We start from the raw sequence: 13,396 nt of genomic DNA on the forward strand, positions 1-13,396 counted from the left end.
CATTTAATAAATCAACTAACTCTTTTTTAATATCTAAAGGAGCATTTAATCCAACCTTTACAAAGATATTAACACTTCCTGTATCTTGACATAAAGGTCTATGACCCATTGCACACATTTTTGAATTTATTAATATTTGTCCAATTGCATTTTTTGCAGCTTCACCTTTTTCTACATTATAAGCTTCTACCATTCCTTTTACAAAATCTTCTGGATGATAAAACGATATATATTGACATGCATCTGCTATACTCTCGATTATATCTTGCTCGGTTATTTTTTTCATAATTTAGATACCTTTATAATTAAATTATCTAAGTATAACTAATAAATGTTTATGAAGTTTAGTTTTTTATAATATAAAATCATATGAAATTTATGTGAATATTTTAGTAACACATATTAACTTTGAGTTAACATTTTATTTAGAAATGGTTATATGTCTCTGTCACAATTACTAAAAGATAATCAAGGAGGAATAGATGAAAAAAGTTCTTATAACGGTATTGTTATTAAGTAGTTTAGTCTCAACATTTCTATTTGCAGTAGATTTGAAAAAAAGTAATAGTGAATTTAAAAATAATCCAAAAGTAAAAATAAACTCTTATACTAAAGTGTTTAAAGATGGAGAGTTTGATAAAGAAAAATATATGGATATCTCTTTGAATAACAATAAAAATATGGTAGAATACGAAGCTTCTTTAACAAAAAAGATTTATAATATTTTAACAGATAAACAAAAAAAACAACTAAAAAAAATGCTTGACTCATAAAGGTTTTTAAAATGATAAATATAGCAATGGTGGAAGATGATGCTGAATTAGCAGAAGTTTTAACTGAATACTTAAGTAAATTTAATATAAAAGTAACAAATTACGAAGAGCCTTTTTTGGCCCTTAGTAGTTTAAAAATAAATAAATTTGATTTGATAATTTTAGACTTAACACTTCCAGGTATGGATGGCTTAGATGTTTGCAAACAAATAATTACAAATCATGATATTCCAATTATTATCTCAAGTGCTAGAAGTGATATCACTGATAAGGTTACTGCTTTACAATTAGGAGCTGATGATTATTTACCAAAGCCATATGACCCAAGAGAGCTAGAAGTAAGAATTAAAACTATTTTACGAAGATATAATATTAGCTCTAAAATAGAAGAAAAGCCAAAAAAACCTTTTATTTTTGACGAAGAAAAAAAAGAGATAAGAAAAAATGGAAAGTTTATTAGGCTAACAGCTGCTGAATATGAAGTTTTATCTCTTTTGATAAAAAGAGAAGGATTTATTGTTTCAAGGGATGATATCTTTGAAAATAGTGATTTATTAAATAGTGATTATGATAATATTGGTTCACTTGCAGTAATTATAAATAGAATAAGACACAAAATAGAAGCAAATCCTAAAACACCCAATTTCTTACACACAATAAGAGGAATGGGATACAAATTTTTACAATGAAAAAAGAATCAATATTTTTTACTATAACAATTAGTTTTTTCATATCTATATTTTTAGTTATAGCTAGTTTCATTATACTTGTACTTCATACTCAAGATGATAAAGAAAAGCATCTTTCTAAAAAATATTTACCAGTTGCAAAGATGGTATTAGAACAACAAAGAACAAATGGATTGACAAAGTTTTTTGTAGAGTCTTTATCAAATATGGATATGGAATTTATAAATGATATTGGAAAAATGAATGCAGTTTTATATAATCCCCAAACAAAAGTTGCTTTAGAGCGAAGATATAGAACAATTTTAGTTAGAGTTTTAGATTTACATGGTGATAGTTTTTTATTTATAAAAAGTGATGGTTTAGAAATAATGTTTAAAGATAGTGATTATAAACATGTGAATCCTTTGATCTCTTTAATAGTAGTTTTTACAGTATTGTTTATTACAATTATTCTATCTTTTATTACTACTTGGAAAAAACTATATCCAATCAAACTTTTAAAGGATAAAGTTAAAACCCTTGGTGAAGAAGATTTTGATTTTGAATACCATACCAATGATTTAGATGAAGTTTCTCAATTAGCAATAGAGTTTAAAAATACAGCAAAGAAATTAAAAGACATAAAAGAATCAAGAAATGTCTTTATTAGAAATATAATGCATGAACTAAAAACTCCTATTACTAAAGGTAAATTTTTAAGTGAGTTAGAAAATAGTGATGAAAATGCTGAAAAGATGAGAAGAGTATTTACAAGATTGGAATCGCTTATTAAAGAATTTACACAAATTGAAGAACTAATTTCTTCTACAAAAAATATCGTAAAAAACAACTATTTTCTAGATGACATTATAGACAATGCCACAGATATGCTTATGCTAGAAGATGATGTTATTATCTCAGAATATGAAAATAAAAAATTAAATGTTAATTTCAAACTTTTTTGTTTGGCAGTTAAAAATTTAATTGATAATGCAATAAAATACTCAGATGATAAAAAAGTGACTGTAAAAACAAATGAGAAAGATGAAATAATATTTGAAAATAAAGGAAAAGGTCTGAAATATTCCCTTGATAAATATTTCGAACCATTTTTTGCAAATGAGAGTAAAAGTAAAAATAGCTTTGGACTTGGTTTATACATAGTAAACTCTATTCTTAAAGCAAATAATTGCATACTTAAATACGAATATAAAGATGGAATAAATATTTTTAAAATAGCTAAAAGTGAACAAAAGGATAAATAATATTTGATATTGCAATTATAGGGGCAGGAGCAAGTGGCTTGATGCTTGCAACACACTTAAAAAATGATAATGTTTGTTTAATAGACACTAATGCAAAGGTTGGTGCAAAAATTAAAGTATCAGGTGGAGCAAAGTGTAATATTACTAATAACAAAGTTTCGTCTAATAATTACCTAGGTGAAAATGATTTTGTATCTTCAGTTTTAAAAGAGTTTTCAAATGAAGACTTAATTAGATTTTTAAAAAAACAAAATTTAGATTTCAACCTTAATGAAAAAATTGTAAAAGGAACTTTCTTTTGTAACACTTCTCAAGATGTTATTGATATGTTTTCAAAACTTATAAAAAATAAAAGAGTTTTTTTTAATACAACAGTAACAGATGTAAAGTGTGAAGATTTCTATAAAATAAAAACAAACAATAAAACAATAGAAGCAAAAAAATTAGTAATAGCAAGTGGAGGTTTGAGTTATCAAAGTTTGGGTGCTAGTTCTATTGCTTTTGATATCGCAAAATCTTTTAATCATAAAATAAGTCCTTTAAATGCAGCCCTTGTAGGTTTTACTGTTCAAAAAGAACAGTTTTGGTTCAAAGAATTAAGTGGAATTTCTATGTTTGTAAAAGCAAGTGTGGAAAATAAGAGTTTTGAAGGAGGTCTTCTTTTTGCCCATAAAGGAATAACTGGACCTGTGATTTTAAATAGTTCTTTATATTGGAAAAAAGGAAAGATGAGTATAGACTTTTTGCCAAATAAAACTTTTAAATCCTTTTTAAAAGGTAATAAAAATATCTCTTCAAGTTTTAATCTGCCCAAAAGATTTATGCAAGAGTTTTTAAAATCAGTTCAAATAGATGATAAAGCAATTAGTAGTTTGACAAAAGAAGAATTAAATAAATTAGAAGTTTTAAAAAACTATGAATTCTCCCCTGCTGGAAACTTTGGATATACAAAAGCAGAAGTTACAAAAGGTGGAGTTGAAGTTGATGAGATTGATGTTAAAACCATGGAAAGCAAAATCAAAAAGGATTTATACTTTATAGGTGAAGCTTTGGATGTAACAGGCGAACTTGGAGGATTTAATTTTCAGTTTGCTTTTTCTTCTGCTTATGTATGTGCAAAAGAGCTAAATAAATAGATTTATAAAGCTCTTTTTTTGTTTATTTTTAGCGTTAAACTTAGTATAAATAAAACTAATGAAGTTACCACAATAGTAGCACCACTTGGTAAAGATATATAAAATGAGACAAAAAGCCCAATTACAACAGCTAAAACTGCAAAAAGTACTGCCAATAAGCAAGTTATAAAAAAGCTTTTTTCAAATTGCATTGCAGAAATTACTGGCATAATCATTAAGGCACCTATTAATAGTACACCAATAATTTTTATGGATAATCCAACAGTAATTGCCACAAGTGAAACTAACATATAATTTAAAAAACTTACATTTATTCCAGAAGCTTTTGCAACTTCTTCATCAAATGCCACAAAAAGTAATTTTTGATAATTATTGATAATGAAAAAAGCTGATAAAACTCCAAATATACAAATTGTCCAAATATCTTCTTTTGAAACAGCAACAATTGAACCAAAGAGATAACTAAATAAAGCTACATTAAAAGAGTTTGAAAGTGAAACTATAATAATTGCAAGTGCAAGGGCTGAAGATAAAAATATTGATAAAATAGAATCAGAATATATATTATGGTTTTTTCTTAGGTATTCTATAAAAAGTGAAGCTAAAATGGCTATTATAATTGCACTATATGTCGTTGAGATTGAGAACAAAAAACCAAGGGCAACACCAAGTAGGGAAATATGAGCTAAAGCATCAGATAACATAGAATACCTTCTTACAACTACAAAAGTACCTAAGGTAGGTGCTAAAATTGCAATAAAAATACCTGCTATAAAAGCTCTTATCATAAAAGAGTATTCAAAGATTTCCATATATTTCCTTAGTGATGATGGCAAATAATATTAGTGTCAATGCCATATAATTTACTCATTTGTTTATTATTTAATATTTCATGTGGAGTATGGCATGATAGAAGAGTTTGGTTAATACATAAAACTCTTTTTATATCATTTACAATCACTCCTAAATCGTGAGTGACAAAAAGTATTGTGATATTATCTTCTTTATTTAATTTTTTTAATATTTCATAAAATTTTGTTTGAGAATTGGTATCTACACCTGTATTTGGTTCATCAAGTATTAATAATTCTGGACTACTTATAAGTGCTCTAGCTATCATTACTCTTTGTCTTTGACCACCTGAAAGTTCAGAAACTCTTCTATTTTTCAAATCAGTAATTTCAATTTTTTCCATAATAGATTCAATTTTTTTATGATCTTCTTTTGATATTTTTGAAAACAAAGAAGTTTTATAGGCTAATCCAAGATTAATCACTTCTTGTACAGTAATAGGGAAACTACTGTCAATTAAAGTTGCTCGTTGTGGTACATATCCAATTTTATAATATTGTTTGAATAAAGATTGTTTGGTATTAAATAGTTTAATATCTGCAATATTAGGATTTATTAATCCTAATATTATTTTCATTAAGGTACTTTTACCACCACCATTGGGACCAATGATGGCAGCATATTCACCCCTTAATATTTCAAAAGATATATCTTGAAGGATATCTTTATATCCTAGGTTTTTTATATCAATTATGATATCAGAGAATTTTATTGACAATTCATTGCATCTTTTAATTTAGCTAAATTTTCTACCATAATAGAAACAAAACCAATATTTTCTTCATTTTGTTTTTGGGTTATATTTTCAACTGGACTTAGTTCATCTGTTTTAACATTTGCTTCATCAGCAATTGTTTTTGCTATTTTGTCACTTGCAAACTCTTCAAAAAATATTGTATGAATATTTTCTTTTTTTACTATTTTAATAAGCTCGGCAATTTGTTTAGCTGATGGTTCCTCATCCGGAGACATACCAGAAATAGAGTATTGTGTTATTCCATAATCATTTGCTAAATATCCAAATGCATCATGATTTACAACAACTTTTTTATTTTTACAACTTTTTAAAGTCTGATATTTTGTTTGCAAAGTAGTTATTTCTTTTAGATATGTACTTGCATTTTTTTGATAACTTTTTTTGTTCGCAGGGTCTTTTTTGATTAAAAGAGATTCAACATTTTTTATCATCTTAATATAGTTATCAAAACTTAGCCAATAGTGAGGATCATAAACTTTACCATCTTCAAACTCTTTATGGGTTGCTAGTTTTACATGTTTGCTCATATCAAATATTTTATCAGCTATTTCCATTGATTTTATAACTTTTGTACTCCAAGGTTCCATAACTTTACCACTAGTTATAAATAAATCACTTTTTGATAAAAGAGCCATACTTTTTGGATTTGGTTCAAAATCATGGGGTTCTGTTCCAAATGGAATTAAATTATTTAGAACAACATTTTTCCCACCAACTTCTTTAACTACACTATATAGTGGATATATAGTTGTTGTAACTGTTAATTTAGCAAACAAAACTGATGATGCTAATATACTTAATACTAAAATTTTTTTAAACATTTTTTTTCCTTTTAATGCAACTAAGTCGCATTTGATTTTGGAATCATACATCCGAATCTCTTAAATGCAACTTAGTTGCAAAAGTAATTAAATTTTATATTTAATCATTTACATTAGAATAATTAGCTACTTTTATAAATATAATATAAAGGAGTAAAGATGTGTCTAGTAGTATCCTTACTATCTTTTGTAATTGCATATAATTTTTATGACTCAAAAAATTTAATGCCAACAATTATAAGTTTTACAATTGGTCTATTTTTTCTTTTGCTTATGATTCGAAATATAAAAAATGAGAGAAATAAAAGAAAAAACTAACTCTTTTATTGATACAATCCAATTAGATAAATTAAGGGAAATAATTTGAAAATAGCATTTATTGGTGATATAGTTGGTAGACCTGGTAGAAAAATAATAGAACAAAATTTAAAAAAACTAAGAGCAAAATATGCAATAGATTTTGTAATTGCAAATGGTGAAAATGCAAGTCATGGTTTTGGACTAACAGTTAAAAATGCCAATGAACTTTTTAAAGTAGGGGTTGATTTAATAACAGGAGGAAATCACTCTTTTGATAAAAAACAAGAGATGATAAATCTAGTAACAACTCAAAATGTACTTAGACCAGCAAACTTTCCTGAAGCAATGCCAGGTGTTGGACATATGGTATTTGATGTAGCAGGTGAAAAACTTGCAGTTATAAATTTGATGGGAAATTTTGCAATGCCAATTTGTAATAATCCTTTTAATAAAGCAAGCCAAATTATGAAAGAGCTTGAAGAGCAAAATATCAAAAATATTTTTATAGATTTTCATGGTGAGGCTACAAGTGAAAAAAGAGTTATGGCTATGATGTTTAATGGAAAAGTAAGTGGTATTTGTGGAACTCACACTCATGTGGGAACTGATGATTTACAAATAGTTGATGGAACTACATATTTAAGTGATATTGGATTAACTGGTTGCAGAGACAATGTCATAGGAATGGATGCAAAAAATCCAATAGATAAAGCAACAACTGGTTTAGGTGGGCATTTTACTATTTCAAGCTCATGCAAATCTATTTTACAAGTTCTTGTGATGGATTTAGAAGATGGTAAATCAAAAGATGCTTTTAAAATAAAAATATTATGTGACAAAGATGAAGAGATAATTACAAAGGCACTTTTTGAATAGTATTTTAAACTCATTTGATTTATATATTTTTTTAAATGCAAAAAATTTAATAGATTCAAAGTATAAATACTGGTGGCCAACAAACAGTGATTTTGAAGTTTTTATAGGTGCAATTTTAACACAAAATACAAAATGGACAAATGTAGAAAAATCTTTAGAAAATTTAAGAAAACTACAACTTTTTGATTTAGAAAAGCTTTCAACAGTTGATACAGATGTTTTAATATCTGCAATTACTCCAAGTGGTTTTAAAAATCAAAAGTCAGTAAGAATCAAAAAAATATGTGAAAATATACTTGAAGAGTTTGGAGATTTTGAAACTTTTAAACAAAATGTATATAGAGATTGGTTACTTTCTCAAAAGGGAATTGGGGCAGAAACTTGTGATGCAATTTTGTGTTATGCTTGTCATAAAGAAGAGATGGTTGTTGATTCTTACACCAATAGACTAGTCAAAACTTTTGGATATGAGTTTGAAAGTTATGATGATCTCAAAGCTTGGTTAGAATATGGAATTAATGAAAATTTCGATAAAATTGACTCGCTTTATGATTATGACATTACATTAAATATGATATATTGTAGATTTCATGGCAAAATTGTAGAATTCATGAAAAATCAAAAAAAGTCTTAAAGGATTTATAAAAATGATTATTATTCCTCAAACTAAAGGTGGCGTTGGAAAATCAACAGTTGCTATGCAAGTAATAGCTCCATATTTGTATAAAAAGCATGGAAAAAAGATTACTTACATAGAAATTGATGATGAGAATAATGATAGTCAATCATTTACAACAACGCAAATAGTAAATAAAAGAATGTTAAGAACAAACAAAGTAAGTGATTTGGATGAGCTTATTTTAATGGATGATAATCATGAAATAATTATAGATGTTGGTGGAAATAAGACTTCATCATTAGTTTTAGAAGAGATTAAAAAAGTGGGTTCTTTTGGAAATTTGAAATGGATTATTCCTTTAGGTGATGGTGAACTTGATGGAAAAAATGCAATTGCGACTATGAAAAAAATAAGAAAAATAGAACAAAGTCCTGATGAAAATATTATTTTTGCCTTAAATCGTGCAATATCCATGGAAAAAGATTATGTGGAAGAACAATTTATAAATTTCTTTGGGCATAAATACTTAGCTTCAAATACAGTAATGTATGATTTTATGAAAGATCCAAAATACTTTACAGTTAAAAATGATAAAGTAATTACAATGAGCAGATATTTAGGTAGTACAGTTTGGGAAATGGCACACAATAATACTGACTTTAGGGAAAAAGCATTAAAAGCAAAAGAAGCTGGTGATGTTGCAAGTGCAAAGAAATATATATTTTTTAGAAGAGTACAATCAGAAGCACAAGATTATGTTTTAAATGTATTAAATCCAATCTTTAAAGATTTGGATAAATGGCTAGAAAAAAAATAACATGAGTGATATGAGTTTCAAACAAGCAAAAGAGCTTGTTGAAAAATTAGAGTTAACAGAATTAACACTTAAAAAATCAACTGATGATATAGATAAATCAAGTAAAAAATTTAACGAAGCTTTAAAAATGCAAGAGCATTTATTGAAACTTATGCAAGAAAAAGACAAAAAATTAGATGTTTTAAAATTATTAGTAGTTTTAAATGTTGGATTTATTGGAGGCTTACTTGCTGGAGTTTTTTTATTTAAATAATAGGGATATTTATAATGGGTAAACAAGAAAAAATAGTATCAATGTTCAATGACATAGCAGGAACTTATGATGTAGCAAATAGAGTTATGAGTATGGGGATTGATAAAACTTGGAGAAATAAAGCTTGTAATTTAGCTTTTTCTTTTTATGGTAAAAACAAAATAGAAAAGATAATTGATGTGGCTTGTGGTACAGGTGATATGCTTACTACTTGGCAAAAAGTAGCAGATAAAAATGCAATAGAGATTCAAAATAGAGTTGGAGTAGATCCAAGTGTTGGAATGATGGATGTGGCAAGGGTAAAACTACCAAGTGTAGAGTTTATTGAAGCTGGTGCTGAATTACTTCCTTTTGATAGTGAAGTAGCAGATATTATCTCTATTTCTTATGGAATTAGAAATGTTGTTAAAAGACAAGAAGCTTTCCATGAATTTGCAAGAACTCTAAAAAAAGATGGACTTTTAGTTATTTTAGAGTTTACAAAAAATGAAAAAAACTCTCCACTTGATTATCTAACAGATTTTTATTTAAATAAAATCTTACCAACGGTAGGTGGAATTATTTCAAAAAACAAAGAAGCATACACATATTTACCAACTTCAATTGATGAGTTCTTAACTCAAGATAATTTATGTTTAGAGTTAAAAGAAGCAGGATTGGAACCTATTTATGTAAAAGGCTTTTCAATGAATATTTCAACACTATTTATTGCAAGAAAGGTTTGATTTAACATATGAATCAAGCCATTAGTGTCTCAACACTAAACAATCAAATCAAGTCTTTACTTGAAACTACTTTTATTGGTGTATATGTTCAAGGGGAAATTTCTAACTTGACATATCACTCTTCAGGACATATATATTTCTCTGTAAAAGATGAAAACTCTACAATCTCTTGTGTAATGTTTAGGGGAAATGCTCAATATTTAAAGTTCAGATTAGAAGTAGGCATGAAAATTATAATCTCTGGAAGTATCACTGCATATATTCCAAGAGGAAATTATCAATTAATGTGTACAAAAATTGACCCAGATGGTCAAGGTTCACTTGCTCTTGCCTTTGAGCAATTAAAAGAAAAACTTCAAAAAGAGGGACTTTTTGATTCAAACATTAAAAAAACTCTTCCAAAATATCCTAAAAATATTGTAATGGTAACATCTCCTACGGGTGCTGCTATTGAAGATATGAAAAAAGTTGCACAAAATAGATGGCCTTTGGCAAATCTTATTTTAATTCCTACTTTAGTTCAAGGTGAAGCTTCAAAATTTGATATAGTAAACTCAATAAAAAAAGCTGATAGTTTAAACTGTGATGTGATGATTGTGGGACGAGGTGGAGGAAGTATTGAAGACCTTTGGGCTTTCAATGAAGAAGTTGTAGCAAGGGCTATTTATGAAGCAAAAACACCTGTAATATCAGCAGTTGGACATGAAGTTGATTTTTTAATTTCTGATTTTGTAGCAGATGTTAGAGCCGCAACTCCTTCAAATGCCATGGAGATAGCACTTCCTGATAAAAATGAACATCTTCAATATTTGGATAATTTACAAGTAGAATTTGAAAATAGATTTAAAAGAGTTCTTTATAATAAAGAACAAGTATTATTAAATTACAGAAAATATTTTGAGCAACACTCATTAGACAAGAAATTTTCATTTATTCAAAAAGAGATAGATTATTTGAAATCAAACTTTTCTAATGCTTTATCTCAAATATTAAGACAAAAGCAAAATGAATTGACTTATCTAAAAACTGCTTATGAATCAGCTCATCCAGACAAGAAAATAAAAGATGGATATGTTCAAATTTCAAAAAATAATCAAGTTATTAGTTTAGATAATGTACAAGTTAATGAAGAAATAATATTAGAAAGTTCAAAATTGAAAGTTAGATGTAATATTTTAGATATTAAAAATATATAAAATTTAAGCTAAATATAGTAAAATATAACAAAAAATGGTAACACACTATTAATAGGAGTTCAGTTCATATGGAAAATAAAAATAAAGACAATGCCGTAATTGATTACGCTAACACAAGTGAGTATATGAAGTTCGTATTAGGTTCTATGCAATACGCAATTGAGCTACCTAAAATTAGGGAAATTTTGACTTATCCAGAGATGATAACTGTTTTGCCAAATGTTCCTACATATATAAAAGGGCTTATTAATTTAAGAGGTGAAGTTGTTCCTGTTGTGGATTTAAGAATTAAATTTAAAACAGGTGAGATTGTAAATAATCAAAATACAGCTGTAATTGCTGTTGTAACAGAAGATAAAAGAATGATTGGCATTGTTGTTGATAAAGTTGATGATGTACAAAGACTTGACTTAACATCTTTATCTCCAGTATCTGAAATAGGTTCATCAATTCCTGCAAAATATCTAAAAGGCTTTGTAAGACTGCATAATAATGAAATGTTAGTAATAATGGACATTGAAACTGTTGTTAGCAAAGCAGAATTAGAATAAAAAAGGTGACTGATGTCAGAAAGTTTACAAGAAAGTATTAATAAGCTAAAAAAACTAAGATTTCTTTTTGTAGAAGATGAAAAAGATTTGTTGGATATTATTGCTGAAACACTAAAAAAATTAGAAGTAAACTTTCTTCTAGCCAAAAATGGACAAGAAGGACTAGAGGTTTTAAAAGAACACTCTAGTGAAATAGATATAGTGGTAACTGACATAAGCATGCCAGTGATGAATGGTTTAGAGATGATTAAAGAAGCCAAAGTTTTATATCCCCACTTGGAAATTATTATTATGACAGCTCATACTGAAGCTAAATATAAAATAGAAGCTGAAAGTTATGGTGTAAAGGATTATTTACTTAAACCATTTGATTTTATAAAATTTATTGAGTTAATTAATCAAAAAAAGATAAATTAAATGTCTTTAGATAAGACTTTATTAAAAGAAATCACTATTTTATATGTAGAAGATGATGATCTGATGAGAACAGAATTAGCTTCTTTACTTACAAATTTTTTTTCCCAAGTTTTTTGTGCTAGTAATGGTGTTATGGGTTTAGAAGTATTTAAAAAAAATCATAAAAAAATTGATCTTATAATTAGTGATATTAATATGCCCAAGATGTCTGGTATTGATATGATAAAAGAAATTAGAAATTTTGATAAAGAGGTGGGAGTAATATTCTCAACTGCATACTCAGATAAAGAATTTTTGATTGATTCTATAAAATTAAAAGTAGTTAATTATATTGTAAAACCAATTGATATAAGAGCCTTATTGGAATCTATTAGTGAGTTTGCAGAACACTTATCCTCTAAAAAAATCATTAAAACTAAAAATAAAGAGCTCTCTTTATACAAAGAAGCAATTGATGTAAACAGTATAGTAATAAAAACGGATATTCAAATGAATATAACTTATGTAAACTCTCATTTTTGTAAAATATCAGGTTTTTCAAAAACTGAACTTATAGGAAAAGAGTTTTCAAGTTTAAAGTATCATGATATGAATATAAAAATCTATAATAATATGTTTGCAAAGATTTTAGATAATAAAATGTGGAAAGGAAAGCTAAAACAAATTACAAAAGATAATAATATCTTGATTTTGGATTCTTCTATAATCCCTTCCCATGATGAAGATGGTAATATCAATGGCTCAATGATTATTCAAAGTGATATAACACAAGACATTAAAAAACAAAAGGAAGTTGAAGTAGCTTTAATGAAAGAAAAAAGTGATATTTTTATTCGAACAAAAGAGACTTTTGCTAAAAACAATGTACAAATAAATGAACTTGAAAATCAAGTTAAGCAACTTTTTGATGAGCTTAGAAAAACAGAATTAGATAACGAAAAATATTTAAAACTATTAGATAAATATAAAGATGACATTAAAATCTTGACATCAAAGGTTAATAAATATGAGAAGAGTGAGATAAGTGATATAAAAGGTATTGATGTCTTAAAAATTCAAAAAGATAATGCGAATTTGAAAATTGAAATTAAAAGATTAAGAGATAATATGGAAAAGCTTATTCTTAATTCTCAGAAAAAAGTAAGTCAATTAAGAACTGCTTCAAGTTTAGAAGTTGAACATTTAGAAAAAGAGTTAAAAAAAGTTAAATCTACACATACTTCAGTAGATAAAAAAGTACTACTAGAAAAAGTCAAATATTGGGAAGAAAAAGCAAAAGAAAAAAGAGACAGAATTGAGGATTTAGAAAAAAGAGTTATGAGTCTTGTTGACTCAAAAACTCTTTCAAAAATTTATAATGGAAAGTAAGA

Annotated in this window: 18 protein-coding genes; 14 read left to right on the forward strand and 4 right to left on the reverse strand. The window is 26.8% G+C overall.

From position 1 onward, the window contains the following. The coding region (locus CRU95_RS04695) for a fumarate hydratase (protein ID WP_258238635.1) at nt 1-286 on the reverse strand (286 nt) is incomplete at its 3' end. Between the two features lie 196 nt (nt 287-482). Between CRU95_RS04695 and CRU95_RS04700 the strand changes: the two genes are divergently transcribed. Genes CRU95_RS04700 through CRU95_RS04715 form a run of 4 tightly spaced genes read left to right on the forward strand, consistent with a single transcriptional unit; the run spans nt 483 to nt 3,842 of the window. Continuing rightward, on the forward strand, nt 483-773 hold the full coding sequence (locus CRU95_RS04700) for a hypothetical protein (RefSeq protein WP_129099999.1): 291 nt from the start codon (nt 483-485) through the stop codon (nt 771-773). Between the two features lie 11 nt (nt 774-784). After that, nucleotides 785-1,462, forward strand: coding sequence for a response regulator transcription factor (locus tag CRU95_RS04705; protein ID WP_129100000.1), 678 nt, complete (start codon nt 785-787; stop codon nt 1,460-1,462). Continuing rightward, the gene (locus tag CRU95_RS04710; protein WP_129100001.1) at nt 1,459-2,706 is read left to right on the forward strand and encodes an ArsS family sensor histidine kinase; all 1,248 of its coding nucleotides are present in this window, start codon (nt 1,459-1,461) and stop codon (nt 2,704-2,706) included. The genes CRU95_RS04705 and CRU95_RS04710 overlap by 4 nt, the downstream gene beginning before the upstream one ends. Nucleotides 2,707-2,723: 17 nt before the next feature. Continuing rightward, on the forward strand, nt 2,724-3,842 hold the full coding sequence (locus CRU95_RS04715; protein WP_309109217.1) for an aminoacetone oxidase family FAD-binding enzyme: 1,119 nt from the start codon (nt 2,724-2,726) through the stop codon (nt 3,840-3,842). Nucleotides 3,843-3,844: 2 nt separating this feature from the next. Here CRU95_RS04715 and CRU95_RS04720 read toward each other — a convergent pair whose 3' ends face one another. From CRU95_RS04720 to CRU95_RS04730, 3 genes are read right to left on the reverse strand one after another with little or no spacing between them, the layout of a single operon-like run. Next, nucleotides 3,845-4,654, reverse strand: coding sequence for a metal ABC transporter permease (locus tag CRU95_RS04720; protein ID WP_129100003.1), 810 nt, complete (start codon nt 4,652-4,654; stop codon nt 3,845-3,847). 8 nt (nt 4,655-4,662) lie between these two features. Continuing rightward, on the reverse strand, nt 4,663-5,412 hold the full coding sequence (locus CRU95_RS04725; RefSeq protein ID WP_258238636.1) for a metal ABC transporter ATP-binding protein: 750 nt from the start codon (nt 5,410-5,412) through the stop codon (nt 4,663-4,665). Beyond that, entirely contained in the window at nt 5,403-6,272 is an 870-nt protein-coding gene (locus tag CRU95_RS04730; protein WP_164969732.1) for a metal ABC transporter solute-binding protein, Zn/Mn family, read from the reverse strand. The genes CRU95_RS04725 and CRU95_RS04730 overlap by 10 nt, the downstream gene beginning before the upstream one ends. 159 nt (nt 6,273-6,431) lie before the next feature. Between CRU95_RS04730 and CRU95_RS16585 the strand changes: the two genes are divergently transcribed. The 10 genes from CRU95_RS16585 (at nt 6,432) to CRU95_RS04775 (ending at nt 13,394) form a co-directional block, all read left to right on the forward strand. After that, nucleotides 6,432-6,590, forward strand: coding sequence for a hypothetical protein (locus CRU95_RS16585; RefSeq protein WP_164969733.1), 159 nt, complete (start codon nt 6,432-6,434; stop codon nt 6,588-6,590). Between the two features lie 45 nt (nt 6,591-6,635). Then, nucleotides 6,636-7,448 (forward strand): TIGR00282 family metallophosphoesterase, encoded by an 813-nt coding sequence (locus CRU95_RS04735; protein ID WP_129100005.1) that lies wholly within the window; start codon nt 6,636-6,638, stop codon nt 7,446-7,448. Next, complete coding sequence (locus CRU95_RS04740; RefSeq protein ID WP_129100006.1) at nt 7,441-8,082, forward strand: 3-methyladenine DNA glycosylase; 642 nt, start codon at nt 7,441-7,443, stop codon at nt 8,080-8,082. Before CRU95_RS04735 ends, CRU95_RS04740 begins: the two co-directional genes overlap by 8 nt. A gap of 13 nt (nt 8,083-8,095) precedes the next feature. Further along, the gene (locus CRU95_RS04745; protein WP_013134495.1) at nt 8,096-8,884 is read left to right on the forward strand and encodes an AAA family ATPase; all 789 of its coding nucleotides are present in this window, start codon (nt 8,096-8,098) and stop codon (nt 8,882-8,884) included. A 1-nt stretch (nt 8,885) separates the two neighbouring features. Further along, nucleotides 8,886-9,137, forward strand: coding sequence for a hypothetical protein (locus CRU95_RS04750; RefSeq protein WP_129100007.1), 252 nt, complete (start codon nt 8,886-8,888; stop codon nt 9,135-9,137). Nucleotides 9,138-9,151: 14 nt separating this feature from the next. After that, nucleotides 9,152-9,862, forward strand: coding sequence for a bifunctional demethylmenaquinone methyltransferase/2-methoxy-6-polyprenyl-1,4-benzoquinol methylase UbiE (gene ubiE, locus CRU95_RS04755; RefSeq protein WP_129100008.1), 711 nt, complete (start codon nt 9,152-9,154; stop codon nt 9,860-9,862). Between the two features lie 8 nt (nt 9,863-9,870). After that, nucleotides 9,871-11,058, forward strand: coding sequence for an exodeoxyribonuclease VII large subunit (gene xseA / locus CRU95_RS04760; RefSeq protein ID WP_129100009.1), 1,188 nt, complete (start codon nt 9,871-9,873; stop codon nt 11,056-11,058). Nucleotides 11,059-11,126: 68 nt separating this feature from the next. After that, complete coding sequence (locus CRU95_RS04765; RefSeq protein ID WP_129100010.1) at nt 11,127-11,609, forward strand: chemotaxis protein CheW; 483 nt, start codon at nt 11,127-11,129, stop codon at nt 11,607-11,609. A 12-nt stretch (nt 11,610-11,621) separates the two neighbouring features. After that, a complete protein-coding gene (locus tag CRU95_RS04770; RefSeq protein WP_129100011.1) occupies nt 11,622-12,026 on the forward strand; it encodes a response regulator in 405 nt (134 codons plus the stop codon). Next, the gene (locus CRU95_RS04775) at nt 12,027-13,394 is read left to right on the forward strand and encodes a response regulator (RefSeq protein WP_129100012.1); all 1,368 of its coding nucleotides are present in this window, start codon (nt 12,027-12,029) and stop codon (nt 13,392-13,394) included. The last annotated feature ends 2 nt before the right edge of the window (nt 13,395-13,396 follow it).

Source organism: Arcobacter sp. F2176 (assembly GCF_004116465.1).
Classification (GTDB): Bacteria; Campylobacterota; Campylobacteria; order Campylobacterales; family Arcobacteraceae; genus Arcobacter; species Arcobacter siniprincipis.

Bases quoted from the DNA above. Each gene is read 5' to 3' on its own strand.
- CRU95_RS04700 (WP_129099999.1), top strand. From the start codon at position 483: ATGAAAAAAGTTCTTATAACGGTATTGTTATTAAGTAGTTTAGTCTCA.
- CRU95_RS04705 (WP_129100000.1), top strand. From the start codon at position 785: ATGATAAATATAGCAATGGTGGAAGATGATGCTGAATTAGCAGAAGTT.
- CRU95_RS04710 (WP_129100001.1), top strand. From the start codon at position 1,459: ATGAAAAAAGAATCAATATTTTTTACTATAACAATTAGTTTTTTCATA.
- CRU95_RS04720 (WP_129100003.1), bottom strand. From the start codon at position 4,654: ATGGAAATCTTTGAATACTCTTTTATGATAAGAGCTTTTATAGCAGGT.
- CRU95_RS04730 (WP_164969732.1), bottom strand. From the start codon at position 6,272: ATGTTTAAAAAAATTTTAGTATTAAGTATATTAGCATCATCAGTTTTG.
- CRU95_RS16585 (WP_164969733.1), top strand. From the start codon at position 6,432: ATGTGTCTAGTAGTATCCTTACTATCTTTTGTAATTGCATATAATTTT.
- CRU95_RS04745 (WP_013134495.1), top strand. From the start codon at position 8,096: ATGATTATTATTCCTCAAACTAAAGGTGGCGTTGGAAAATCAACAGTT.
- CRU95_RS04750 (WP_129100007.1), top strand. From the start codon at position 8,886: ATGAGTGATATGAGTTTCAAACAAGCAAAAGAGCTTGTTGAAAAATTA.
- ubiE (WP_129100008.1), top strand. From the start codon at position 9,152: ATGGGTAAACAAGAAAAAATAGTATCAATGTTCAATGACATAGCAGGA.
- xseA (WP_129100009.1), top strand. From the start codon at position 9,871: ATGAATCAAGCCATTAGTGTCTCAACACTAAACAATCAAATCAAGTCT.
- CRU95_RS04765 (WP_129100010.1), top strand. From the start codon at position 11,127: ATGGAAAATAAAAATAAAGACAATGCCGTAATTGATTACGCTAACACA.
- CRU95_RS04770 (WP_129100011.1), top strand. From the start codon at position 11,622: ATGTCAGAAAGTTTACAAGAAAGTATTAATAAGCTAAAAAAACTAAGA.
- CRU95_RS04775 (WP_129100012.1), top strand. From the start codon at position 12,027: ATGTCTTTAGATAAGACTTTATTAAAAGAAATCACTATTTTATATGTA.